Raw genomic sequence first — 23,267 nt, 5'->3', positions numbered from 1 at the left:
TCATGAGCAAGATATCGATGCTGATCAATGGCGAGGCCCGGCAGGCAAGCAGCGGGGCTACTTTTGAGCGCCGCAATCCGCTCGACGGCACCGTGGCGACCACCGCAGCAGCGGCGACGGTGGCAGATGCGACCGCGGCGGTGGATGCAGCTGCGGCCGCCTTCGAGACCTGGTCGCGCACTGGCCCCGGCGAGCGCCGCACGCTGCTGCTCAAAGCGGCGCATGCCTTGGAAGACAAGGCGAAGGAGCTGACGGCGTCGATGGCTGCGGAAACCGGTGCGGCTGCTCCCTGGGCCGGCTTCAACGTGCACCTTGCCGCAGGCATGTTGCAGGAAGCGGCGGGCCTGACCACGCAGATCAGCGGCGAAGTCATTCCCTCCGACGTGCCTGGCAGCCTGGCGCTGGCTGTGCGCCGTCCGGCCGGTGTGGTGCTGGGCATCGCGCCCTGGAACGCGCCGGTGATCCTGGGCGTACGCGCGATTGCGACGCCCCTGGCCTGCGGAAACACGGTGGTATTCAAGGGCTCCGAACTCAGCCCTGCTACCCACGGCCTGATCGTCGAGGCATTCAAGGATGCGGGCTTTCCTCCAGGCGTCGTCAACTTTATCACCAACGCGCCGGCCGACGCGTCGGCCGTGGTGGAGGCGATCGTGGCCCACCCCGCGTTGCGCCGCGTGAATTTCACGGGATCGACGCGCGTCGGCAAACTACTGGCGGCGACCTGCGCCAAGTACCTCAAGCAGGCGGTGCTCGAACTGGGAGGCAAGGCCCCCCTGGTCATCTTGGACGATGCCGACCTCGAAGCTGCCGTGAATGGAGCCGCATTCGGAGCATTCGCCAACAGCGGCCAGATCTGCATGAGCACCGAACGCATCGTGGTAGACAACCGTATCGCGGATGCCTTTGTAGAGCGGCTTGCCGCCAAGGCGACGAAGCTGCCGCTGGGAGATCCGCGCAAGGGGCCGGTAGTGCTGGGTTCGGTGGTGGATGCGAGCACGGTCGAGCGCTGTAACGCGCTGATCGACGACGCTCTCGCGAAGGGCGCCAAACTGGTCTGTGGCGGCACGGCGGAGAACACTTTGATGCCCGCCACCCTGCTGGACCACGTGACTTCCGATATGCGCATCTACCACGACGAAAGCTTTGGCCCGGTGAAGCCGATCGTGCGCGTCGATGGTGTCGAGGAAGCAGTGCGGGTCGCCAACGACAACCCCTACGGCCTGTCTGCCGCAGTGTTCGGGCGTGACGTCGCGCGTGCTTGGGAGGTGGCCAACCGCATCGATTCGGGTATCTGCCACGTCAATGGCCCCACCGTGCACGACGAAGCGCAGATGCCTTTCGGCGGCGTCAAGGACTCGGGCTACGGCCGCTTTGGCGGCCGTGCTGGCATCGATGCATTTACAGAACTGCGGTGGATCACGGTGCAGACCACCGCACGCCACTACCCGTTCTGACGACAGGAGGCACCCATGATGAAACTCCTGCCGGCAACCTTCCTGTTCGCGGTCAGCCTTGGTATGGGCACGCTCGCGTACGCCCAGAGCTGGCCAGCGAAGCCGATCAAAATCGTCGTCAACTTCGCGCCCGGCGGTGCTGCGGACCAGTTGGCCAGGCTCATCGCTCCACCACTGCACGAGGTGCTGGGGCAGCCGGTCCTGGTGGAGAACCGAGGTGGTGCGGGCGGCAATCTGGGCGCAGAGTTCGTCGCCAAATCTCCGGCCGATGGCTACACCTTCCTCATGGCCTCCGGCGGTACGGTGTCGATCAACCCGCATCTGTACCAGAAGATGTCATTTGACCCGGCGAAGGACTTGGTGCCGGTGGCATCGGTCGCCCGTGTTCCGTTCTACCTGGTGGTACGTGCCGACAGTCCGGTGAAGGACTTCAAGGGGTTGATCGCCGATCTGAAAGCACACCCCGGCCAACGCTCCTTCGGTTCGCCGGGCAATGGCAGCTCGCCGCACCTGGCTGCGGAGATGATGAAAAGCGAGACGGGTACGTTTGCCGTGCACGTTCCCTACCGCGGCGCGGCGCCGGCCTTGACGGACCTCCTGGGCGGGCAGATCAACTTCCTGTTCGATCCCGGCATCGCCCTCCAGCATGTAAAGACCGGCAAATTGCGCATGCTGGCGGTCGGCAGCCCCCAGCGGGCGCCCCAGGTGCCGGATGTGCCAACGCTTGATGAGCTGGGGCTCAAGGGCTTCGATGCCGATGCAGTGTTTGGCCTCTACGCACCCGCGGGTACTCCGCAGACTGTGATCGACGGGGTCAACATGGAAGTCAATCGCGTACTGAATACGGCTGCGACGAAGGAGCGCATTGTCGCCGCCGGCAACGTGGCATTGCCGCTGAAACCAGCGGAGTTTGGGCGCAAGGGTGCGGAGGACTTCCGGCGCTTCGGCCAATTGATCCGCGAACGAAAGATACAGGCTGACTGACCACTGAAGCCAAGCCACCGTTGTGAGTCGAGCTGATCTCGCCCGCATGTCACAGGATCCCGCAGCGTTGTTTGCGCCGCCGAGTCCAACCCGTACCGGATGGGCTTGGGCGCATGCCGGACATGACAGAGCCGCGCTTGGCATGCCCTGCCCACGGCGGAGAGCCGAACCAGCCTCGCATACCACCCAACGAAGGACGATATCCCGATGCCCAACAAATCCCAACCGACCGTGCCCGAGACCGATGTTCTGATCGTCGGCGGTGGCCCCTGCGGCCTGATGCTTGCCAATGAATTGGGCCGCCGTGGAGTGCGCTGCCTGGTGGTGGATGCCAAGCCCGACACAGCCTTCAACCCGCAAGCCAACGCCACCCAGGCCCGTACGATGGAGCATTTCCGGCGCCTGGGGTTCGCCAGCGAGATCCGCTCGCTCGGACTGCCCGCGGATCACCCGACCGATATCGCCTACTTCACGCGCTATGCGCGGCACGAGCTTTCACGCATCAGCCTGCCCACCGCAGCCGAGGCGCTCGTCAAGATCAAGTCCATGACTGGTTCGTGGAGTGCTGCGGAACTACCGCACCGCGTATCGCAGAAATTCGTGGAGCAGGCCCTGCGCCGGCATGCGCAGGCTTGGCCATCGGCCAAGGTACGCTATGGCTGGACGCTGGAGGATTTCGCCGAGGAGGAAGACACCGTGAGTGCGGCGGTCCGCCCTACCACCGGCGGCCCTGCGCAGGAGGTGAAGGCAAAGTACTTGGTCGGCGCCGACGGTGCGCGTAGTTTCGTGCGCCGCCAGTTGGGCATCGAATGGGGCGGCGTCACCGGCATCCAGCGCGAGTTTATGGGCGGCAAGATGTTCGCCGTCTACCTGCGCGCGCCGACCTTTCTGTCTGTGCTGCAACACCCCAAGGCCTGGATGTACGTCGCAGTGAATGCCCAGCGGCGAGCCTTCATGGCCTCGGTCGATGGCGTGTCCGAGTATGCCTTCCACGCCGCGCTTCGACCCGGAGAGAATGCGGACCACTGGACGCAAGACGATGCCCGCCGCGTCTTCGCTGAAGCCGTGGGCGTAGAGCTTCCGATCGAAATCCTTTCGATGGGGACTTGGCTGGCGGGTCACGCGCTCGTTGCCCAGAGCTTCCAGCGGGGCCGCGTGTTCATTGCAGGGGATGCGGCACACCTGTTCACTCCGACAGGCGGCCTTGGATACAACACGGCCGTCGAAGATGCGGTGAACCTGGGCTGGAAGCTCGCCAGCGTGGTGCGCGGCCATGCGCCCGCGAAGCTGCTGGACAGTTATGAAGCCGAGCGCAAGCCGCTGGCCGAACGCAACACCGGCTATGCAAGACGTTTTGCCGATTCGGTGGGCCTGTTCGTCGCCCAGTCCGCGCTTGATGAGGCTTCAGATCAGGGCGATGCCGAGCGTGAACTCGCGGCCCGGTACTTCGACCAACATGCCCGGCTCGAATTCAACATCCCCGGCGTCACATTCGGAGGCCGCTACGACGGCTCGCCCATCATTGTCAGCGATGGCGCGGCACTGCCGCCCGACGAACCGAACACCTACACGCCCACCGCGAGCCCGGGCGGGCGGCCACCGCATGCCTGGCTGGACGATGGGCGGTCGCTTTTTGACCTCTTCCACAGTGAATGGACCCTGCTCGTATTGGGGCCAGAGGTGCCTTCCACGACCGCCTTCGAAGCCGCCGCGCAGGTGCTTTCAGTGGACCTGCGCATCGTGCGGCTACCGCAGGCGTCGCTGAGCGCGTTGTACGAGGCGCCGCTGGCACTGATCCGCCCCGACCAGATCGTCGCATGGCGGGGCACGACCGCGGAGGACGCGGCAGCCGTTCTGAAGTGCGTCACAGGCCGATGACAACACCACCAAGGAGACTTGAATGAAAGCAGCATTTCGCCTCATTTTTCAGTTGCTGGCCCTTGCCGCCGCCTTGGCAGCGCAGGCCCCGGCACAGGCCCAGACCTGGCCTTCCAAGCCCGTGCGCCTTGTGGCCTCCTTCCCTCCTGGCACGCCGGGCGACGTGATCGCCCGGCTCATCCAGCCCGCACTGCAGGCGGCCTGGAAGCAACCCGTCGTCGTTGACAACAAGCCCGGCGCGGGCGGCAATGTCGCCGCAGGGGAAGTGGCCCAGGCCAAGGACGACCACACCCTGCTGGTCGGTCCCGACACGGTGCTGACGATCAACCCGCACCTGTACAGGAAGCTCGGTTTCGACCCACGGCAATCGCTCAAGCCGGTGACCTATTTCGCGAGCTTCAACCAGATGCTGGTGTGCAATCCGGCCACCGGCGTGAACACGCTCGCGAAGTTCACCCAGCTTCCCCCTACGAACACCTACGCCTCCGGCGGACCCGGCACGCCCAGCCACATGGCCATGGAAATGCTGCTGGCGGCAACGGGTACGAAACAGACGCACATCCCCTACAGGGGCCCCGGTCTAGCCGCGCAGGACGTGCTGGCGGGCCACGTGGGCTGCGGCTTCATTGTCTCCTCCGTGGTGCTGCCACACGTCCAAAGCCACCGGCTCCAGGCGGTCGCCGTCTCCAGCAAGGAGCGCTCGGTCTTGTTGCCTGCGGTGCCAACCGTGGCCGAGAGCGGCCATGCCGGCTTTGACGCGACCTTCTTCGAAACCTTGATGGCACCCGCAAGCCTGCCTGCCGCCATTGCAGAAAAGATCCAGCATGATGTCCGCACCGCGCTGACGACGCCGGCCATGAGGGCACGTCTGGCAGAAATGGATCTGCGCGTGGAGGGCAGCACGCCGCAGGAGTCCGAAAAGCGCAGCCGGGAGGACTTCGCCAAGTGGGGGATCGTTGCACGGCAGACTCAACTCCAACTGGACTGAGCAGCAAAGCGAGCCATCATGCGCAATCTTGACCACAATACCATCACCGACGCCGTGCTAGCGCGCCAGGCCGCGGCGGCGGACCCACGCTTCACGCGGATCATGACCAGCCTCGTGACCCACCTGCACGCATTTGCGAGGGAGGTGCAGCTCACCGAAGAAGAGTGGTTCAAAGGCATCGAATTTCTCACGCGCTGCGGTCATATCACCGACGACAAGCGCCAGGAATTCATTCTGCTGTCTGATGTGCTAGGACTGTCCATGCTGACGGTGGCGATGAACAACGACAAGCCTGCAGGCTGCACCGAAGCCACGGTGTTCGGGCCCTTCCACGTGGAGGGAGCGCCGCACTATGAGCTCGGCGGCGACATCGCCAACGGTGCCCGGGGCATTCCCTGTCTGGTTCGCGGAACGGTGCGCGGCATCGGGGGGGAGTCCGTACCAGGCGCCCATCTGGATGTCTGGCAGTCCGACGAAGACGGTCTGTACGATGTGCAGCACGCCGATATCGACCATGCGCAGGCGCGCGGAATCCTGCATGCCGATTCCGAAGGGGCTTACCATTTCCGATCCATCCTGGCCGTGCCCTATGCCATCCCGCACGATGGCCCGGTGGGGGATCTGCTGAAAGCAGCAGGGCGCCATCCGTGGAGGCCCGCCCACCTGCACTTCATGGTCAAGGCCGAGGGCTACGAAACACTCATCACGCATGTGTTCCGAAGCAACGATCCCTACCTCGATTCCGACGCCGTATTCGGCGTGCGCCAGTCGCTGGTGGCCGACTGGGCGCTTCAGCCCGACGGCAGCTACATCGTCGAGTACGACCTCGTGCTCAATCCAACCACATCGAAGCCGACCATGCCCCTGCGGGATGGCGCCCTGGACTGAGAGGCAGGAATGATCCGTCACATCGTGATGTGGAAAGTGCGCGGTAGCACCCCTGAGGAAAAGCAGGCCAGTATTGAACTCGTGCGCAATGGGTTTCATGGATTGAGGGGGCTCATTCCCGGCTTGATCCATCTGGAGATCGGTATCGACACGAGCCGGGTGGGCTACGCATGCGACGTCGTGCTGTACAGCGAGTTCGAGTCGCAAGCGGCATTGGATGCGTACGCGAACCACCCCGAGCATCTGCGGGTGAGAGACGAACTGGTCGGCATCCGCTTTGAGCGGTACCAGGTCGACTATGGGGTGGTGCAAGGGGCGCGTATATGAATGAATTCATCTACAACGGCCAGCCTTCGCGCGTGGTGTTTGGCGCAGGCGCCCTGAAGCACCTGGAACGAGAAATCGAATTGTTGGGAGCACGCCGGGCACTGGTGCTGTCGACACCAGAACAGCAAAGCCAGGCGCAAATGGTGGCAGACCGGCTCGGGAATCGCGCTGCGGGCATCTTTCCGCGAGCCGTGATGCACGTGCCGATGGAAACGGCCCGTGAAGCGCGGGAGGACGCGCGTCGGTTGGGGGCCGATTGCGCGATTGCCATTGGTGGCGGTTCCACCACGGGCCTGGGCAAGGCTATCGCATTGGAGTCGGGTTTGCCCATTTTGGCGATTCCCACCACCTATGCCGGTAGCGAGATGACGCCGATCTACGGTATCACGGAAGCGGGACTTAAGAAGACCGGCAAAGACCCGCGCGTGCTGCCGCGCACGGTCATCTACGACCCGGAGCTGACCCTGACCCTGCCCGTGGCAATGAGCGTGACCAGCGGCATGAACGCAATTGCGCACGCTGCCGAGGGCTTGTATGCACAAGACAGCAATCCGGTGATGGACCTGATGGCCGAAGAAGGTATTCGGGCCATCGCACGGGCCCTACCCGTCATTCGGCAACAGGCCGACGACGTGGCGGCACGCGGTGATGCACTGTATGGTGCCTGGCTGTGTGGGACGGTGCTGGGCAACGTGGGCATGGCCTTGCACCACAAGCTGTGCCACACCTTGGGCGGTAGCTTCAACCTGCCACATGCCGAGGTGCACACCATCGTTTTACCGCATGCCATCGCGTTCAATTCCGAGGCCGCGCCACAAGCCATGGACCGCATGGTCCGAGCCCTCGGGGCCACCAACCGTGCCAGCGCTGCGGCAGGGCTGTTCGATCTGGCTAGTGACAACGGAGCGCCAGTGGCCCTCAAAGACATCGGCATGCAGGCGGCAGACCTGGACCATGCGGCAGACCTTGCAGTACGCAACCCTTACTGGAACCCGCGCCGCTTCGGCCCGGCGCAGCACGGCGAAATACGCCTGTTGCTGCAACGCGCATACGAAGGGGTGCGGCCGGACTGATAGCCCACATTCCCAAGCCTTTCCAGCGCATGAGTCAATTCCTGCGCTCTCCGGGGTGCAACGCAGTGGCAGACCCCGAAGTCATTGGCAGCCTACAGACACTACAGGGCCAGTTGGGCTTGTGGCGGAATGTAGGCCGCCCGTGCCGCGTACACCGATGCCTGGTTCTTCTTCGCCCAGTCAAGCAATCCATGCATGGGAGCCAGAAACGATGTGCCCAAATCCGTAAGGGCGTAGTCCACACGTGGAGGTACCGTGGGAAACACCGTGCGCACCACCAGACCATCCTGCTCCAGCCGGCGCAGGGTGATGGCCAGCATCCGCTTGGATACATCGGGAATTAGCGCATTCAACGCGGAAAACCGAAGCGTGCCGTTCGCCTCCAGCTTGAACAGCACGAGCATGCTCCAACGGTCCCCCATTCGATCCAGAACATCGCGGATCGGGCAATGGGGCGAGGCGCCGAGTTCGTGCTGCGTCATGGGTCAATTTTCTCTCATTCTCCAATGGATGTGCTCTGTGGTTATCGCCAGGTTACCAAGTGACTTTCACGTCCCTTCTTGCGGACGTCCAATGATTTGTTGAACATGCCTATGCTACCCAGACGGTACTCTTTACCGGGGCGGCCCTTCTCCTTTTCCTGAAAAAGATTTCTTTCTCATGCGCACATCTAAACTTTTCTACGCTGCCTTGATCGTTGCCAGCCTCTCGGCACCTGCGTTCGCCCAGACTGCGGTGACCCCTCACCCAGATCACGCTTCGCTACTGAGCAGCGCGGACACCAGGCTCGCTGCGAACAAGCGCCTTGTCTATGACTTCTGGCGAGAGGTTTTCGAGGCCGGCCAGGTATCGGCTGCAGATAAGTACGTCGCCGAGTCCTACATCCAGCACAACCCGAACGTCCCCGACGGCCGCGCGGCCATGGTCGGATTCATCTCGCGCAGGAATCCCACGCCGAAGCCGGTCGAGGCACACGTGAAGGCGCCTCTGGTCTCTATCGTGGCCGAGCGGGACATCGTGGTGCTGAGCTTCGTCCGGGAGTATGCCGACCCCAAGGATGTGTCCCGCAAATACACGACGACCTGGTTCGACATGTTCCGCATCGAAAACGGCAAGATCGCGGAGCACTGGGACTCGGCTTTGCGTCAATAAGCCGCGGGCTGCGCATTGAACACTCAACATGCTATCCAGTGGGGACGGATGGCGTTGATTTCCATACAAACCTGACCCACCGGGGATGCGGATAAACTTGGACTGGTCTATGTTGCAAGTCCAAGGCTTGCCCGTATTCGATAGGGCTGAGAGAGCCAAGCGAGATCTTGATCCGCTTCTCGTTGTACAAGCGGATGTGGGAGTCAACCACCTCAATGAACTGCTCGATGGTGGTGCCTTTCCAGTCCCGAGGATAGAACAGTTCGTTCTTGGGGCAACTGAAGAAGCCCTCGCACGCCACATCGTCCGGAGAACGGGCCTTGCTGGACATCGAGTGGATGAGATTAGCATTGTTCACTCTCGATAGCCAGCCTGGCCAGCCGCCGTGACCACCGCGGTTGGAGTGGACCACAGGCCGGTCAGGGGTATCCGTCGCCGTCGACGGCTGCATCCAGCATTGTGTTGACCAGCTCTGCATCCGGACTGGTGTCAATGGTCCAGCTCACCATCATCCCTTCGAAGCAGTCGATGATCGGTGACAGGTACACCTTTCCTACTGGGATCTGGATCTCCGTAATGTCTGTAAGCCATTTCTCGTTGGGCGCTGCAGCCTGGAAGTCACGATTGATGATGTTCTTCGTTGCCGGGCTGATCTCGCCAAGGTAAGACGCATACGGCACCCGCCCCATTGCGCACGTCATACTTGAACAACGGGTGGTCCAAATGGGCAATCTTTCCCGGGCTCGCATGACCAAGCAGCCGAGCCGCAGATAGGGAAGCAATCGGAGTTATGGAGCGGGCGCTGGACACTGCGCCAATGAGCGCGGACCAAAGTAGTACCAGGGCGTTCATGTTCTGCTTCCCATCGAAGTATTGGATGAGAAATAGTCGAATCACCGTCGCCCCAATCGCGTGCACAGTGCTCGCTGTCACCTGTAGGACACCAGCGAAGCGCGAGACCGTTCCGGCAGGTCTATCGCAGGTTCTCGCGCCGCATGACCGTGGCGCGGCAAAACGGGCCCAATCCGTCAGTGCAGTTTCACACGTGCTCCGGAAGAGGGCAGAAGCAGACGCGCAACAGACTCCATGCCTACACGTCTCCATCCATGGAGGGCAATCTCGTGACTCTTGTAGAGGGATGTGTACATCGCCTTGGCCATCATGCCCTCGACAAACATTCCTCGTCCAATGAGCCCACCCATGAGGGTTCCTACCGTGCTACGCGCGCCAAGCGATATCAACGAGCCGAAGTCTCGGTACTCATAGTGGGGCAGTGGCCTACCGGCGACACGGTCTTCAAGCGAGGAGGCAAGAAAGACCGCCTGCTGATGTGCTGCTTGAGCTCTAGGCGGTACGAGGCCCTTCCCATCGGCTCGCGAACAGGCTGCGCAGTCGCCGATAGCAAAGATGTTCTCATCCAGCGTCGTTTGCAGAGTTGGGCGAACAACCAGCTGGTTCGCTCGATTGGACTGCAGCCCCGACAACTCGCTGAGAACATCAGGTGCCTTCACTCCGGCAGCCCAGACGATCAGTTCAGCGTGAAGCTCGCCTCCATCAGCCAACACGACAGAGCTAGGACGAATCTCCAGAACGCGGGAGGCTTTTTGAACCTTCACCCCTTTCACGAGTAGGAGGTGTTCCGCAGCCGCAGAGACCTTCGGCGAAAGCGCAGGCAGAATTCGCTCAGCAGCTTCAACCAGATGGATGTCTAGCTTTGGGGACTTACTGTCGATGGCTGCCTCGCCAAAAATCTCCTGTCCCGCACTGTGCAACTCCGCCGCTAACTCGACACCGGTTGCGCCTGCGCCAATGATGCAAATGCGAAGTTGAGCCGCGCCCAGGGGGCCACTTTGTGACTGTGCTCTGAAGCAAGCGTTCGTTAGCCTTCGGTTGAAACGAACGGCATCGCCAAGCGACTCCAGCCGTAGCGCGTGGGCGCCCACCCCAGGCGTGCCGAAGTCATTGCTCTGGCTGCCGACTGCAACCACCAGCGTGTCGTACGCGAACGACCTGCTTGGGGTCACTTGCTCACCGAACTGGTCGACATATGCCGCCACAGAGACGGTCTTCGTCACTCGGTCCACGCTTTCCAAAGCGCCCACGCGGAAGGTGTAGCCATGCCGGCGAGCGTGTGCCAGGTAGCCAACTTCATGACGGCCTACGTCCATACTTCCAGCGGCAATCTCATGTAGTTTCGGCTTCCAGACGTGGGTTCTTGCCTTGTCGACCAGCGTGACCGCAAAGGCGGTATTGCGACCAAGCCCGGTGGCGAGCTCCATGCCTGCGGCCCCACCACCAACAATCACAACCCGATGTCGTCTGACGCCTGAGGTGCCATTGGTGTCCGAGGACGACGGGCTCTTCTGGACAGTGCTCAACATGGTGCTACTCAGTTGTACCCAAGCACGGCGACGCCAGACACTTCGTCCTCTACAGCCTGCTCGGGAGGGATTACTGCAAAGGTGAAGCCGCAAAGAGGAGCGGCTGCAGCCTCCTCTCTACAAGCTCCAGACTGCAGGTTTGCGCAGGCAGGGGCCGAATGCATGGGCTGCTCTGCGGATGGATAGAAGTCACCGAGATGGAATTTCATGGTCAGGACCGAAGCCTCTTTTCGAGGTAGCTGGACAGGAAAGTGAGGGGATAGCAAATTGCGAAGAACACGGCGAGTACTCCGCAGTAAATCTCGACAGCGTGGGCGTCGTTGCTCACGTAGGCCAGTCGTTCAATCATCTGGCGGGCCGAGCCGAGCAGGTCGGTCACGCCCACGACGGACGTGAGCGCGCTGGCTTGAATCAAGACAGTCAGCTGACCGATGTATGGCGGTAGGAATCGACGGACTGCCTGTGGCATTACCGCGAACAGGAGAGCCTGAAGCTTGCTCAGTCCCAGGGCACGAGCGGCTTCCGTTTGTCGCACGGAAATTGAGCTCAGTGCGCCTCGTGCCACTTCAGCGATGTTTGCACCACCCCAAACGGCAAGACCCAGGACCGATGCCGTAATCGGCCCTGTCATCACCCCGAGATGCGGCAACGCGAAGAACACGAACAAGAGGGTTATCAGTGATGGAACGCCACGGAAGATGTCGATGTAGAGCCTGACAAGGACTTGAACCCAGCGCTTGGCGCTCGACGAGAGTGCTCCAATGAACACGCCCATCAGAGTCGCCAGTGCGGTTGCAAGTAAGGACACCCAGAGAGTGACGTAAAGCCCGCTCAACATGTGAGAGGCGACAGGAAGTACCCAGTTTTGGCTCATTTCGCGACTCCCAATCCAGGTACTGCGACCATGCGTTCGATGCGCCTAGATGCGATTGCGATAAGGCTCGACACCACCAAATAGGCCAGGGCTGCAATACCGAACACCTCGAACACCTTGAATGTGTCTGCAACCATCCGATTGGCCACGTACGTGAGCTCCTGGTAGCCGACAGCAATCATGAAAGATGACGAGCGAAACTGAGTGATGACCATCGTCGTCGCGGACGGAATTGAAGTGCGAAGGCCCAGAGGTACCGTCACATCGAGGAAGGAGCGAGGGGCAGACATACCCAGCGCACGGGCTGCCAGAACCTCATTCGGATTCACCGCCCCATAGCCGGCTCTGAAGATTTCGGTGTGGTACGCGCCCCCCCACAGTCCGAGTGCCAGCCAAGACGTCTCGAACGGGGTGAGTCGGATGCCCATGTCGGGAAGGGCGAAGTACAGCATCACAACCTGTACCAATAGCGGCGTGCAACGGAACAAATTGCAGTAGACGCCAATCAACTGGGAGAGCACCGGGATGCGGGCATGCCTCACCGCACCAAACACCATTCCCAGGAGAAGCCCGAGTGCGATGCCAATAGCGCTAACAAGCAAGGTACGTCCAAGGCCCCCGAGCAACAACAGCATGTCGCCAAATAGAGAAGATGTCATCGTGATGCGTGCTCTCGAAGCCACGCGCTTCGAGAGCAGCCTTTCGTGGTGTTATTTCAGGCAGTCCAAAGCGCCACTCTTGGCATAGTCGAGTTGGGTGGTGGGCCCGGGCACGATGTTGCGGTACTTGGCAACGAAGGTTGGGTCCTTCACTTCTTGACTGAACGCCTTGAAGAATGCGTCTTCCTGGCGCATCTGCTCAATCACTGCATTCACCCAGTCCAGCATCGGCTTGTTGCCTTTGCGCACCCCGATGCCTTGGATGGCCGACGCAGCCAGCGTTCCAACAACCTTGTAGTTCTTCTGCATCTGCGCGTAGTTGAATCCATAGACATCGATGTACGCGAAAGCATCTGTTCGCCCCTGAGACAGCATGGTCGAGCCTTCAGCGGCGGTCTGAACGGTGACCAGATTGGCTTGGGGGTAGCACTTCTGCAGCCAGGTTTGATACGTGCTCCCTGTTGGCGTGACCACAGTCTTCCCAGCCAAGTCTCCGTAGTCTGCGACTTTGGAATCCTTGGGAACAATCAGCTGGAGATTGCTGACCCAGATGGGCGAGGAATAGTCCAGCTGCTCGGCGCGAGCAGGCGTGAATGCGAGGGAGGCGAGGATGAGGTCAATCTTTCCTGATTGCAGGAAGGGAATGCGGTTGCTGTCGTTCACGCATTGCGTCTTCAGCCCATCGCCGCTGCCGAACGCCGCCTCGGCAACACGCTTGACCATGGTGTACTCGTACCCGGCAGGTTTTCCATCGATGCCCACGTAGCCAGCCGGCGGGTATGTGCAGTTGATGCCGACCGTCAGAAATCCAGCGGCCTTCACCTCTGGCGGCAGGGGAACGTCGACCTTTGGAGCCGCAGCCTGGGTGTGGACGGAAGAGAGCGCGCAAAGTGCGACGATGGACGCCGAGACGATAGTTTTCATTTGATGAGCTCAGTGGTTCTGGAGGGAGAGTCGGAGCACCAATCAGTGCTTGGTCATTCGCGAAAGAAACTGCTTCGTCCGGTCGTGCTTCGGACGGTCGAGAACCTCTGCAGGAGGACCTTCCTCCACGATGTTTCCGCCTGCCATCAGCACAAGCCGGTCACCTACTTCTCGCGCGAATCCCATCTCATGCGTTACGACAAGCATGGTCATCCCCGACTGGGCCAGGTCCTTCATCACGGCAAGAACCTCGCCCACCAGCTCGGGGTCCAAAGCTGATGTCGCTTCGTCAAATAGCATCACATGCGGTTGCATCATCAATGCCCGTGCGATGGCTACCCGTTGCTGCTGACCGCCGGAGAGTTGGTCCGGGTAGTTCCCCACCTTGTCAGAGAGACCAACTTTCTTCAGAAGGTCCATTGCGCGGGCCTCAGCGACCGAGCTGGATTCTTTAAGAACGCGTCGCGGCGCCAGCGTCAAGTTCTTGAGCACAGTGAGGTGGGGAAAGAGGTAGTAGTGCTGGAACACCATCCCGACCTGCTGTCGGACCCTGTCCTCATTGAGGCTGCCGCCAAGGAGGTCCTGGCCCTCCAAGAGGATTTGCCCCGAATCAATCCGTTGAAGCAGGTTTGCGCATCGCAGGAGAGAGCTCTTTCCCCCGCCGCTCGGTCCCACTATCACAACGACCTCCCCGCGATTCACCTGCAGAGTTACGCCTTTGAGGACGGCGTTTTCGCCATAGGACAGGCGAATATCATTCATTTCGAGAATGGGCTTCTCGGCAGCAGTTGTGATTGGCTGTGCGTACATATGTGTGCTCGAAAATTGGCTCGGCAGAGGGGCCTATGCGCTTTGAGCGGTGGACTGGTAGCGCTTGGCGAATGCCTGGAAGCGCTCGGTCTTGGGATTTGCAAACACATCTGCAGGTGGACCGTCCTCGATGATTTCTCCTTGGTAGAAGAACAAGAGCCTGTCGGCGACATCCCGGGCGAACTGCATCTCGTGCGTCACGACGACCATCGTCATTCCATCGGCGCTGAGGTTCTTCAGCGTCTTGAGAACCTCATCTACGAGTTCAGGGTCCAGGGCAGACGTGACCTCGTCAAAGAGCATTACCTTTGGACGCATGGCAAGAGCCCGTGCGATAGCTACACGTTGCTGCTGGCCGCCAGACAGTTGGGACGGGAGGTGGTTCGCGCGGTCAGCCAGGCCGACCTTTGCAAGCAGTTCGAGACCGTGTTTGCGCGCAGCCTCCTTGTCCTCGCCATTGACAAGGACCGGGCCCATCATCACATTCTGGATGGCTGTCTTGTGAGGGAACAGGTTGTAGTTCTGAAATACCATTCCCGCAGTGGTGCGCAAACGTGCAATATCGGACTCGGACTTCCGCACGCGGCCCTTCGCCGACTGGGATGACTCGTATCCCACTGGTTCACCGTCGACTAGGATTTGTCCCGACTGAAACTCCTCAAGGAAGTTGATGCAGCGAAGCAGCGTCGACTTCCCAGAGCCGCTGGGGCCGACGAGCACGACGACCTCTCCCTCTTTCACATCGAAAGAGATGTTGCGAAGCACCTGGTTGTCACCAAAGGACTTGGAAACGCCTTTGATTTCAATCATCTTGCGGCGGATGTTGCTGATGGGACTCATCGTGGCTCTTTCAGAATGTCTTTAGACGGCGCTGCAGGACGGTGGCTGCAAGCGAGATGGGGTAGCAGATGCAGAAATAGATGAGCATCACGGCGGTGAATATTTCAAAGGCGGCCAGAGTTCTCTCCACCACCTCGCGGGATGCGTAGGTCAGTTCCCAGACGCCGACAATGGAAGCGTATGAGGTGCTTTTGACTGCGATGGATGCCGTCGTCACCAGTGGGGGAAGCGCAAGCCGCATCCCAAGCGGCAGCTGTATCTGCCAAAGAATCTGGTACTTCTTGAGCCCGATTGACATGCCGGCTTCGACGGTCGTCCTGGGAACGGCGAGGATGGAACCCCGGACGATGTCGGCTACGAAGGCCGAGAAGTACAAAACCAACGCGATGGTCGCCGCCACGTAGTTGGGTGCATCTACACCAAGCTTCGGAAGACAGAAGTAAGCGATGAAGATGAGCACCAGGACCGGGATGCCCCGGGTCAGGAAAACGTAAGTGGCCAGCACGGCACGAGTCACGCGACCGCCGAGTGCAGCCAACACACCCAGCCCGGTGCCCACGATAAAACTGAGGCCAACCGTTGCTGCAGCAATCTCGACTGTGACGAGCGCGGCCTTCAGCAAGTAGCCAAGATTCAGGAATGCTATGTCCATAGTCGCTCAACGACGCTTGCGCGCGATTGCCTCAAGCCACACGAAGAGGGCACTGGTTAGGGTTGTGAGAATCAGATAGAAGGCAGCGACGACCACAAACACTTCATATGAAGCAGCAGTTCGTTCCATCAAAAGCTTTCCGCTGAGCGTGAGGTCCACTACACCAATGCCCGCGACCAGCGATGTGTCCTTGATGAGAACCACGACCTGGTTGCCTAGTGCGGGAACCACTTTCAGCGCGGCTTGGGGCAGAACGACCCGATAGAAAACACCTGCTGGCTTCAGTCCAATTGCACGCCCTGCATCCCATTGGGTACGCGGGACTGCTCCCACACCGCCGCGCAGCACCTCCGCGATGTACGCCGTGTGCTGGATGGCAATGGCCATCGCGGCGCAGTACAGGCCGTCGAGGCGCCATCCCAGCAACGGCATCCCGTAGTAAGCGACCAGGATGAGCAGGAAAGTGGGGACATTGCGAAGGAACTCGATGAGCCCATACACGGGCCCCCACACAAAGGCGCGTGAAGATAGGCGTGCCAGAACCAAAATCATGCCGAGCACGATGGCCGCCGGAAGACACATTGCCACGAGAGCAAGCGTCACAAGGAAGCCGTCGAAGAACTGCGGTAGCCAGGCAGCCACCACGCTGAGCCAAGTCATCACTCGCCTTCCGTTCAGATGGTCAATTACTTCGACGGGGCGTAGTACTTCGCGTTCAGCGGAGCCTTGCCGAACCACTTCGAGTAGCTGGCGGAGTAGTCTTTGTACATCGAGCCACCGCGCAACTCGCTCACATAGGTGTCCAGGGTGAGCCACCACTTGAAGTCACCTTGCTTCATGTAGATGGCGTTGTTAGTGATGGCTGCCATGCGCTCGGGCAAGATGCGAACATCCTTGTTCTGCGAGGCGTACCAGAGAGCCACCGGCTCGTCGAGCTGAGCAGCGTCAACGCGACCGCCTTTGACTGCGGTGAACTGGGCGCCAATCGAATCCAGGGTGGTGGTCTTAGCCTTGGGGAAGAATTGCTTGGCGCGGTCTGCTTGGATGGGAGTCGATAGGATGGCGGTGGCGACCTTGTCGTTGTTCAAGTCTGCGAAGGTCTTGAACTTGGAGTCCGCCTTCACGATGACGACGATGGAAGAGTCGATGTAGCCGCGCGTGAAGGCGACCCGCGCGACGCGGTCTGGCAGGATAGTTGCGACATGGATGCCGAAGTCCACTTTCCCGCTGTTCACGTTCTCCCAGCGTGCGGCCGAGCTCTGCTTCACGAACTCAATGTGCTTGGGGTCATCACTCCCGAAGAGGCCCTTCGCAATCAGTTTCGCAACATCGACATCAAAGCCGTCTAGCTCCCCCTTCTCGTTCACAAAACCGAATGGAGGGGACTCGCTGCTGACGCCCACAATGACTTTGCCGCGCGCCAGCACCTCGTCGAGCTTGGACTTATCTTGGGCGGATGCAGAAGCGGCGGCCAACAGGCTGGCGGCCATAAGAACAATTGCCGGGAGGACGTTGCGCATGATGTTTCCTTTTATGAGACTAGCGGTTGGTAGGAAGAGAGAACTTATGCAAGGGCTGGGCGAACGACTGTTCGCAGCATTTCTGAGAACGCAACGTGCGTCTCCAATGGAAGGCCGTCGACGTTGGCATCAACGACGTTCTGAACCGAGTTGATGAGGCCGATGTCTACGCCACGATTGAGCAACTGGCGCTCCATTTCGGGGGTGTGGAGCAGTCGAGCGTCCGAGCGCCTTGCAGCCATTGCGGCGGCAATCGCGTTGCACCCCCAGTTCGAGCAGGCAGCCGTCACGAGAACGTCCGATGGAGTGACCGCAGCAATGGTTGGGCCGAACTTCACATGGTCGGCAACTGCCTGTGTGATTGAGCCCATGCCGATTTCGTTGCCACCATCGCCAACGGCGACAGTGCGCACGCCCCGAACCTGTGCCTCTTCAAAGAGGATGTCAATTCGGGAGCGTCCCATCCCATAGTCGATAGCACGCATGCTGTAGTAGATGCCGTCACGCGCCCGGCCAACGCGCTCCGTCGAGAAGAACAGCGAGGGCTGGTATTGGTCAAGGAGCCTGGCCGCTTCGGACTTCGCTTTGTCGTCCCTCGTCGTGAAGGGCAGCAGGGAGGCAATCGCCAAGCTGCCATCCTTGGCGGCAATCTGGGCCTGGTCGAATGGCAGCACCGAGAGTCCTGCGCTCGTGAGGATGGCCTTCATTCCTGGAAGGAGAGTCTCCTCGGCAATCAGCACGCAGTGAACGCGCTTTGCGATTGCAAGCGCGCGAATCACAGCAGCGGCACCCGCTGGACCATCGTTTTCGCCGATTTCGGTTGAAATCCATGCACGCGAGACGGAACCAGTGGTCACAAAGATGGTTGCCCCATCTGGTACGTCCAGTAGAGAGTCCGCAGCTGCACCGATGAGGCTGGTACCTTGGCGCGACCTGGCGGCTTCGTACAGTTGCTCAACGCCGCGACCGCCCAAGTCCAGACTTACCAGTTTGTCCAGGCGTTCATCGATTGCGGAAATCAGCTTGGCATCTTTGCTCATTTCGTTTCCCCGAGAATCAGCTGTGCGAGTTCAGCAGGTGCGTGTACCAGGCGGGCAACTGAGTCGAAGGACGCTTGCATCGCATCAACGACCCGTTCCATTCCACCAACCTTTTCGATGGCTCCGTGGGTTGGTTTCAGGCGTACTGAGACGCGAGCGCCTGGCTGACCATGGGTATTGACTGTTAGGATTCCGTGGTCGCGCAGCAGCACCGCGCCGATGGCTGAGGTGATTTCGGCGGGCGCGATGCCACTTCCTTCAGTTGGCCTGCCCGCGCGTCGGAACACCTCCTTCATCGCGAGGTCTTCTTCAATCATTGGACCCAGGTCACTGACCTCGACCAAGTCTGCTCCCATCGCGTTCTGCAACGCCTTGCCGAGCGCCTGTCCGCTCTGGGCCTCATCGAGTAGGTCTTTTGGCGAGAAGCGCTGAAGGGAGCGCAGGGCGCTGGCCGCGATAGGTGCCCTTGCTTCCATGCCGAATTCAGACGCCTTAGCAGAGACCCGAGTGACCAACGAGGGTCGCCCGACCAGCAGGCCTGAGCGCGGACCTGAGAGGCCGGCCTTGTCGCAGTTGGTGATGGACAGGTCTCCCCCGAGTTGCAGGCTGGGCAGGCCGCCGCGCAGGACCGGCCGCATGCGCGCACCGTAGGCCTCATCGCAGAGAACCAGTGCTCCGGCTCTTTTGGCGACTGCGACAACATCCATCGCAGCGTCATCGCTCAGAAACTCCAGGCTGCTCGTTACGGTCGTGATGACCACCAGAGCTGGCGTTTGCTCTTCAATCACCGAAGCCCAGTCCTTGTCGCCCTGGACTTCATGTAAGGGCACCTGGGCAATACCGCTGCCCCGGATGACTGATGCATGAGAGCGGCCACCAGGTGGCACCACAGACACAACACCCTTTCCTGAGGCCAGCGCTGCGATGGTTGCGATGATGCCGGCACTGGTACGATTCACAACGGCCACGCCATCGCCGGACTGGCCGCCCATGTGTGCGATGGCCGCAGTGCGTAGTTCTTCGGCGAACAGGCCTGGACCTACCCACTCTTCGCAGTGGGTATTCAGGTCCTCGACCTTCAAAGGGAATTCCCGCTGGTTGCCTGTGAACACCCCGATGGAATCAGGTCCCAGCCGACGCAAGCGCTCGGCGGCAATCGTCTGACCGTTTTTCAGCCGCCGGGCCTCGTCCACGCTAGACTTGATGATGTTTCCGCGTGCAAAGCCGACGATAGGGTCGAGCGGGTTGCCGAAGGAATCGGTGGTCTTCTTTGTAGTCATTCAAATTGCCTTGGTCACTGCTTTGCAGCGGTGCGAATGGAGATTTCTGCGACGGCACGGAGAAGGGACACGAAGGCGAGGTGGCCCTCGAACCCAATGCCATCGACGACCATGGAGCGTTTGGACGTTGCGCCGTCTCGCGCACCAGCGGCAACAGTGACGGCAATCAGCTCGTGTTCAGTGTCCGCGTCGTGAAGCAGGTCTGAGTCCGCCAGGAGAACCGAGAGAGCCGCAGCAACTGACACTGCGCCCCAGTTGGAAACGGCCGCGCTTACAGTTACGTCAGTGGCAACCACGGTGACCACACCAGACTCGTGGCCGGCCAGGGAGCGGCCACGCAAGGGGAGCACGTCCCGGATGGATTCCCTGACAGCGCCAAACCCCACCTCATTGCCCCCATCTCCGATTCCAACTGTGAGAATGCCGGCCTCCGCTGCGTGGTACGCAAGCAAGTACACGTACCCAACGTTCAGCGGGTCCCTGCAGTCGCCACGCACACCGTGGAACTGGCCTTCCACGTTGGGGCCGTCGCGCTCCACAAAAATCACAGCGCTCGGGTTGAGTTCTTCGATGAGTTGGCGTGACCTGGTCTGGCCAAGATTCAGACCGAGGGGGAACGTCTCTACGGTTATGGGCGTGACGATTCGACCTGGGTTGCGTTCCGCCCAGTCCGCCAGCTTCGCGTTGATGAGTTCGACTGCGGCGAGAACGGGCGCAAGGTGCGCGTCTTCGGTCGCGAACACGACGCGTGCACCCATTCCCTTCACGATGGCTGCAGCCAAGGCCGCTGCGCCCACGGGCCCATCCGTCTCGCCCAGCGGTAGCTTTGGCGCGACGCCAGCGCCCGTGGCGATGATGACGGTACTGCCGGTTGTCACCCGGTCCTTGAGCGCGGCCGCAGCTGCCATGGACAGAGGGCCGCCATGATGGGCGCGGCACACCTCGTACATCGGCACAACGATGCCCGGCGGCAGCCCACCGGATAGCGGACGAATCTCAAGCGACATCAGTCGGTCGATTCGGTTTCCGGACTCGACTTGTTCCGCCGTCAGCGTGTTTGCCCAGTGCTGGGGCGATGTAGAGATGTGGTTCACGGGTGGCTCCGTCAGAGGCCGAAGGTCACGCTCTTGCGGCTGGTGTAGCTTTCCAGAGCACCCTCGATGGAGTACTCGGCACCAATGCCGCTTTGCTTGGCGCCGCCGTAGGACATACCGGGAATCTGGCCACCGGCACGATTCACCTGAATCCAGCCAGCATCCAGCGCCTCCGTCGCGCGCATCGCTGCGTTGATGTCATGCGTGAAGACATAGGCAGCCAGGCCGTAGTGGGTGTCGTTGGCCATTTCCAGAACTTCGGCTTCGTCAGTCCATGGGATAGCGACCAAAACGGGACCAAAGACCTCTTCCTTAGCGATGCGCCAGGTGTTGTCCACTCCGCTGAAGATGACCGGTGTAGGGAAATAGCCCTTGGCGTCCTTGACGTCAGGGGGCAGCTTGCCGGTTTCCACCTTGGCGCCGGCGTCGATGGCTTCCTTGATGAAGCCACAGACGGCGGTGTAGCGCTCGGAGTTGATGACTGCGCCGATATCGCTGGTTTCATCCAGTGCATCGCCAACCTTTAAGGCGTTGACCTTCTCGACGAGGCGCGGCATGACCTTGCTCCAGACCGACTCGTGGATGAACAGGCGGGAGCCAGCGGTGCACGACTGACCCTGGCGGGCGAAGCGCATGGCCGCAATGATGTTGTTCACCGTCGTGTCCAGCATGGCGTCAGTGGCCACGTCGGGGTAGACAATGCAAGGGCTCTTGCCACCCAGTTCGAGCGTCAAGTGCCCGATGCGGTCGGCAACGGCGTGGGCGACCTTCTGGCCGACTTCGTGCGAGCCGGTGAACGAGACCTTCGCCACATCAGCGTGCTGGCTGAGAGGTGCACCTGCGGCCAGGCCTTCTCCGGTCACGACGTTGAAAACGCCAGGAGGGAAGATGTCAGCTGCGAGCTCTGCAATGCGGATGACTGCAAGAGGTGCGTCTTCGGCTGGTTTGAGTACGAGCGTGTTGCCAGTGCCGAGAGACATGCCGATTTTTACGGCAGCTAGCACCAGAGGCGAGTTCCAGGGAATGATGGCCCCCACCACGCCGAACGGTTCGCGTGTTGTGTAGCTGAACAGACCAGGACCCAGAGGAAGCGTTTCACCCTTCTGTTCAGCAATCACTCCACCGTAGTAGCGCAGAACTTCGGCGGTGCTTGCAACTTCCGGACGGCTCTGCGTACGCAAGGCGTTGCCCGTCTCGGCCGCGAGAATTTTTGCAATCTCATCAGCGTTCGCGGTGATGCGGTTACCTAGTTCGATGAGCATTGCGCCGCGCTCACGCGCAGCCTTGCGTCGCCATTTCGGGAAGGCAGCTTTTGCAGCAGCTACGGCTGCATCGATGTCGCGAGAATCTGCAGCGCCGACATCGGCGATTGCGTCCAAGCGGCATGGGTTCACGACGGTCAGCTTCTTGCCGCCAATTGGCGCGACCCACTTGCCGTTGATGAGGTTGCCGGCCAGGCCTTCATTGGGAAGGCTCACGGAGCCGTAGATAGGTTTGGTTTGATTGCTCACAAAGACCTCTGTTCGTTGGATTGGCAAGTCGCTCAGGCTGCAGCCTGGAGTCGGACGTGAAGCAGCTCTTCATAGAGCTCGCAGATACTGGTGGAGTCCTTGCCGCCGAGGCCCTTGGCACGGGCAGCGTTGTAGGACTGCTTGACGAGCTGGCTGAGCGGCATCGAGTAGTTCGAGAACTCATCCAGGCAGAGCCCGATGTCCTTGTTCATCAGGTCAATGGCGAAGTACGCTGGACGGTCTGCTGTGAAGAGGGTCTTCTGGAACCAGTCGAGCATCTTGCTGCCGGCCATGCCTGCTGTCATGACGTCGCAGAGCACTTCCAGGTTGCCCCCTGCCTTAACACTGGCGGTGAGAACTTCGCCCAATGCCATCGTGTTGATGGCGACCACCATGTTGTGTGCCAGCTTGGTGAGTTGCCCAGCGCCGATGCCACCGCAGTGCACGATTCGGCCGGCTAGGTTGTTCAGCACGGGGGTGATTCGCTCTAGGGCGGCGGCATCGCCACCCACCATTAGCACCAGCTTGCCGTTCGTAGCGCCGGCGACGCCACCGCTGACGGGGGAGTCCAGAAATTCCGCGCCCTTTGCGGCGGCATCCGCTGCAAGCGCTTTCGTGGTCTCAGGGTCGACGGTGCTGAAGTCGACCAGTACCGCGCCTTTTTTTGCGGATGCGAGTGCACCATCCGCGCCAGACACCGCGTTGCGGAGGATGGCAGGGGTGGGCAAGCTGAACATCACGATGTCCGCGCCAGCGGCTGCGGACTTGGGGCTGTCGGCTGCGACAGCACCCTTCTGTACCAGTTCCTGCACCGCGGCTTGGTTGGGGTCAAACACTTTGACGTTGAAACCTGCGGCTACGAGGCGGGCCGCCATCTGCGCCCCCATCTTTCCGACACCAATAAATGCTAAGTCCTTCATCTGCACTCCTGTTTAGAT

23 protein-coding genes and 1 pseudogene are annotated in these 23,267 nt (G+C 60.8%); 8 read left to right on the top strand and 16 right to left on the bottom strand.

What is annotated here, in order from left to right:
- Window positions 1-2 precede the first annotated feature (2 nt).
- From ACAM51_RS19080 to ACAM51_RS19050, 7 genes are all read left to right on the top strand, one after another.
- Entirely contained in the window at window positions 3-1,454 is a 1,452-nt protein-coding gene (locus ACAM51_RS19080) for an aldehyde dehydrogenase (RefSeq protein WP_369641535.1), read from the top strand.
- Between the two features lie 18 nt (window positions 1,455-1,472).
- A complete protein-coding gene (locus ACAM51_RS19075; RefSeq protein ID WP_369643852.1) occupies window positions 1,473-2,438 on the top strand; it encodes a Bug family tripartite tricarboxylate transporter substrate binding protein in 966 nt (321 codons plus the stop codon).
- A 207-nt stretch (window positions 2,439-2,645) separates the two neighbouring features.
- Entirely contained in the window at window positions 2,646-4,316 is a 1,671-nt protein-coding gene (locus ACAM51_RS19070) for an FAD-dependent oxidoreductase (protein ID WP_369641534.1), read from the top strand.
- 22 nt (window positions 4,317-4,338) lie between these two features.
- Complete coding sequence (locus tag ACAM51_RS19065; RefSeq protein WP_369641533.1) at window positions 4,339-5,304, top strand: Bug family tripartite tricarboxylate transporter substrate binding protein; 966 nt, start codon at window positions 4,339-4,341, stop codon at window positions 5,302-5,304.
- Window positions 5,305-5,322: 18 nt separating this feature from the next.
- The gene (locus ACAM51_RS19060) at window positions 5,323-6,192 is read left to right on the top strand and encodes an intradiol ring-cleavage dioxygenase (protein ID WP_369641532.1); all 870 of its coding nucleotides are present in this window, start codon (window positions 5,323-5,325) and stop codon (window positions 6,190-6,192) included.
- A 9-nt stretch (window positions 6,193-6,201) separates the two neighbouring features.
- Window positions 6,202-6,519 (top strand): Dabb family protein, encoded by a 318-nt coding sequence (locus ACAM51_RS19055; protein ID WP_369641531.1) that lies wholly within the window; start codon window positions 6,202-6,204, stop codon window positions 6,517-6,519.
- A complete protein-coding gene (locus ACAM51_RS19050) occupies window positions 6,516-7,592 on the top strand; it encodes a maleylacetate reductase (protein ID WP_369641530.1) in 1,077 nt (358 codons plus the stop codon). Before ACAM51_RS19055 ends, ACAM51_RS19050 begins: the two co-directional genes overlap by 4 nt.
- Before the next feature lie 101 nt (window positions 7,593-7,693).
- Here ACAM51_RS19050 and ACAM51_RS19045 read toward each other — a convergent pair whose 3' ends face one another.
- On the bottom strand, window positions 7,694-8,074 hold the full coding sequence (locus ACAM51_RS19045; RefSeq protein WP_369641529.1) for a winged helix-turn-helix transcriptional regulator: 381 nt from the start codon (window positions 8,072-8,074) through the stop codon (window positions 7,694-7,696).
- A 178-nt stretch (window positions 8,075-8,252) separates the two neighbouring features.
- Between ACAM51_RS19045 and ACAM51_RS19040 the strand changes: the two genes are divergently transcribed.
- The gene (locus ACAM51_RS19040; protein ID WP_369641528.1) at window positions 8,253-8,744 is read left to right on the top strand and encodes a nuclear transport factor 2 family protein; all 492 of its coding nucleotides are present in this window, start codon (window positions 8,253-8,255) and stop codon (window positions 8,742-8,744) included.
- A gap of 115 nt (window positions 8,745-8,859) precedes the next feature.
- Here the strand turns inward: ACAM51_RS19040 and ACAM51_RS19035 are convergent.
- The 15 genes and pseudogenes from ACAM51_RS19035 to ACAM51_RS18965 form a co-directional block, all read right to left on the bottom strand.
- A pseudogene (locus ACAM51_RS19035) lies at window positions 8,860-9,418 on the bottom strand (IS3 family transposase); the annotation flags it as partial.
- A 354-nt stretch (window positions 9,419-9,772) separates the two neighbouring features.
- On the bottom strand, window positions 9,773-11,125 hold the full coding sequence (locus tag ACAM51_RS19030) for an NAD(P)/FAD-dependent oxidoreductase (RefSeq protein ID WP_369641527.1): 1,353 nt from the start codon (window positions 11,123-11,125) through the stop codon (window positions 9,773-9,775).
- A 211-nt stretch (window positions 11,126-11,336) separates the two neighbouring features.
- Entirely contained in the window at window positions 11,337-11,999 is a 663-nt protein-coding gene (locus ACAM51_RS19025; protein WP_369641526.1) for an amino acid ABC transporter permease, read from the bottom strand.
- Window positions 11,996-12,658, bottom strand: a complete 663-nt coding sequence (locus ACAM51_RS19020; protein WP_369641525.1) for an amino acid ABC transporter permease — start codon at window positions 12,656-12,658, stop codon at window positions 11,996-11,998. The genes ACAM51_RS19025 and ACAM51_RS19020 overlap by 4 nt, the downstream gene beginning before the upstream one ends.
- A 51-nt stretch (window positions 12,659-12,709) precedes the next feature.
- Window positions 12,710-13,582 carry a transporter substrate-binding domain-containing protein gene (locus ACAM51_RS19015; protein WP_369641524.1) on the bottom strand — a complete coding sequence of 291 codons (873 nt, stop codon included), beginning with the start codon at window positions 13,580-13,582 and terminating at the stop codon, window positions 12,710-12,712.
- Window positions 13,583-13,624: 42 nt separating this feature from the next.
- Complete coding sequence (locus ACAM51_RS19010; protein ID WP_369643851.1) at window positions 13,625-14,344, bottom strand: amino acid ABC transporter ATP-binding protein; 720 nt, start codon at window positions 14,342-14,344, stop codon at window positions 13,625-13,627.
- An 81-nt stretch (window positions 14,345-14,425) separates the two neighbouring features.
- Window positions 14,426-15,202 carry an amino acid ABC transporter ATP-binding protein gene (locus tag ACAM51_RS19005; RefSeq protein WP_369643850.1) on the bottom strand — a complete coding sequence of 259 codons (777 nt, stop codon included), beginning with the start codon at window positions 15,200-15,202 and terminating at the stop codon, window positions 14,426-14,428.
- A 40-nt stretch (window positions 15,203-15,242) separates the two neighbouring features.
- Window positions 15,243-15,884, bottom strand: a complete 642-nt coding sequence (locus tag ACAM51_RS19000) for an amino acid ABC transporter permease (RefSeq protein WP_369641523.1) — start codon at window positions 15,882-15,884, stop codon at window positions 15,243-15,245.
- Between the two features lie 6 nt (window positions 15,885-15,890).
- Window positions 15,891-16,544 carry an amino acid ABC transporter permease gene (locus tag ACAM51_RS18995; RefSeq protein ID WP_369641522.1) on the bottom strand — a complete coding sequence of 218 codons (654 nt, stop codon included), beginning with the start codon at window positions 16,542-16,544 and terminating at the stop codon, window positions 15,891-15,893.
- A 26-nt stretch (window positions 16,545-16,570) separates the two neighbouring features.
- Window positions 16,571-17,404: a transporter substrate-binding domain-containing protein gene (locus ACAM51_RS18990; protein WP_369641521.1), complete on the bottom strand. Its 834-nt coding sequence runs from the start codon at window positions 17,402-17,404 to the stop codon at window positions 16,571-16,573.
- 44 nt (window positions 17,405-17,448) lie between these two features.
- On the bottom strand, window positions 17,449-18,444 hold the full coding sequence (locus ACAM51_RS18985) for a glutamate cyclase domain-containing protein (protein WP_369641520.1): 996 nt from the start codon (window positions 18,442-18,444) through the stop codon (window positions 17,449-17,451).
- Window positions 18,441-19,724 (bottom strand): aminotransferase class I/II-fold pyridoxal phosphate-dependent enzyme, encoded by a 1,284-nt coding sequence (locus ACAM51_RS18980; RefSeq protein ID WP_369641519.1) that lies wholly within the window; start codon window positions 19,722-19,724, stop codon window positions 18,441-18,443. The genes ACAM51_RS18985 and ACAM51_RS18980 overlap by 4 nt, the downstream gene beginning before the upstream one ends.
- A gap of 14 nt (window positions 19,725-19,738) precedes the next feature.
- A complete protein-coding gene (locus tag ACAM51_RS18975; protein WP_369641518.1) occupies window positions 19,739-20,818 on the bottom strand; it encodes a glutamate cyclase domain-containing protein in 1,080 nt (359 codons plus the stop codon).
- Between the two features lie 11 nt (window positions 20,819-20,829).
- Complete coding sequence (locus tag ACAM51_RS18970) at window positions 20,830-22,329, bottom strand: aldehyde dehydrogenase family protein (protein ID WP_369641517.1); 1,500 nt, start codon at window positions 22,327-22,329, stop codon at window positions 20,830-20,832.
- A gap of 32 nt (window positions 22,330-22,361) precedes the next feature.
- Window positions 22,362-23,249, bottom strand: a complete 888-nt coding sequence (locus tag ACAM51_RS18965; RefSeq protein ID WP_369641516.1) for an NAD(P)-dependent oxidoreductase — start codon at window positions 23,247-23,249, stop codon at window positions 22,362-22,364.
- Window positions 23,250-23,267 lie beyond the last annotated feature (18 nt).

The organism is Acidovorax sp. A79, assembly GCF_041154505.1.
In the GTDB taxonomy this organism is placed as follows: Bacteria; Pseudomonadota; Gammaproteobacteria; order Burkholderiales; family Burkholderiaceae_C; genus Acidovorax.
This window is presented reverse-complemented; position numbering and strand designations above follow the sequence as displayed.

Coding starts and splice junctions, on each gene's coding strand:
- ACAM51_RS19080 (WP_369641535.1), top strand. CDS start 3: ATGAGCAAGATATCGATGCTGATCAATGGCGAGGCCCGGCAGGCAAGC.
- ACAM51_RS19075 (WP_369643852.1), top strand. CDS start 1,473: ATGAAACTCCTGCCGGCAACCTTCCTGTTCGCGGTCAGCCTTGGTATG.
- ACAM51_RS19070 (WP_369641534.1), top strand. CDS start 2,646: ATGCCCAACAAATCCCAACCGACCGTGCCCGAGACCGATGTTCTGATC.
- ACAM51_RS19065 (WP_369641533.1), top strand. CDS start 4,339: ATGAAAGCAGCATTTCGCCTCATTTTTCAGTTGCTGGCCCTTGCCGCC.
- ACAM51_RS19060 (WP_369641532.1), top strand. CDS start 5,323: ATGCGCAATCTTGACCACAATACCATCACCGACGCCGTGCTAGCGCGC.
- ACAM51_RS19055 (WP_369641531.1), top strand. CDS start 6,202: ATGATCCGTCACATCGTGATGTGGAAAGTGCGCGGTAGCACCCCTGAG.
- ACAM51_RS19050 (WP_369641530.1), top strand. CDS start 6,516: ATGAATGAATTCATCTACAACGGCCAGCCTTCGCGCGTGGTGTTTGGC.
- ACAM51_RS19045 (WP_369641529.1), bottom strand. CDS start 8,074: ATGACGCAGCACGAACTCGGCGCCTCGCCCCATTGCCCGATCCGCGAT.
- ACAM51_RS19040 (WP_369641528.1), top strand. CDS start 8,253: ATGCGCACATCTAAACTTTTCTACGCTGCCTTGATCGTTGCCAGCCTC.
- ACAM51_RS19030 (WP_369641527.1), bottom strand. CDS start 11,125: ATGTTGAGCACTGTCCAGAAGAGCCCGTCGTCCTCGGACACCAATGGC.
- ACAM51_RS19025 (WP_369641526.1), bottom strand. CDS start 11,999: ATGAGCCAAAACTGGGTACTTCCTGTCGCCTCTCACATGTTGAGCGGG.
- ACAM51_RS19020 (WP_369641525.1), bottom strand. CDS start 12,658: ATGACATCTTCTCTATTTGGCGACATGCTGTTGTTGCTCGGGGGCCTT.
- ACAM51_RS19015 (WP_369641524.1), bottom strand. CDS start 13,582: ATGAAAACTATCGTCTCGGCGTCCATCGTCGCACTTTGCGCGCTCTCT.
- ACAM51_RS19010 (WP_369643851.1), bottom strand. CDS start 14,344: ATGAATGATATTCGCCTGTCCTATGGCGAAAACGCCGTCCTCAAAGGC.
- ACAM51_RS19005 (WP_369643850.1), bottom strand. CDS start 15,202: ATGATTGAAATCAAAGGCGTTTCCAAGTCCTTTGGTGACAACCAGGTG.
- ACAM51_RS19000 (WP_369641523.1), bottom strand. CDS start 15,884: ATGGACATAGCATTCCTGAATCTTGGCTACTTGCTGAAGGCCGCGCTC.
- ACAM51_RS18995 (WP_369641522.1), bottom strand. CDS start 16,544: ATGACTTGGCTCAGCGTGGTGGCTGCCTGGCTACCGCAGTTCTTCGAC.
- ACAM51_RS18990 (WP_369641521.1), bottom strand. CDS start 17,404: ATGCGCAACGTCCTCCCGGCAATTGTTCTTATGGCCGCCAGCCTGTTG.
- ACAM51_RS18985 (WP_369641520.1), bottom strand. CDS start 18,444: ATGAGCAAAGATGCCAAGCTGATTTCCGCAATCGATGAACGCCTGGAC.
- ACAM51_RS18980 (WP_369641519.1), bottom strand. CDS start 19,724: ATGACTACAAAGAAGACCACCGATTCCTTCGGCAACCCGCTCGACCCT.
- ACAM51_RS18965 (WP_369641516.1), bottom strand. CDS start 23,249: ATGAAGGACTTAGCATTTATTGGTGTCGGAAAGATGGGGGCGCAGATG.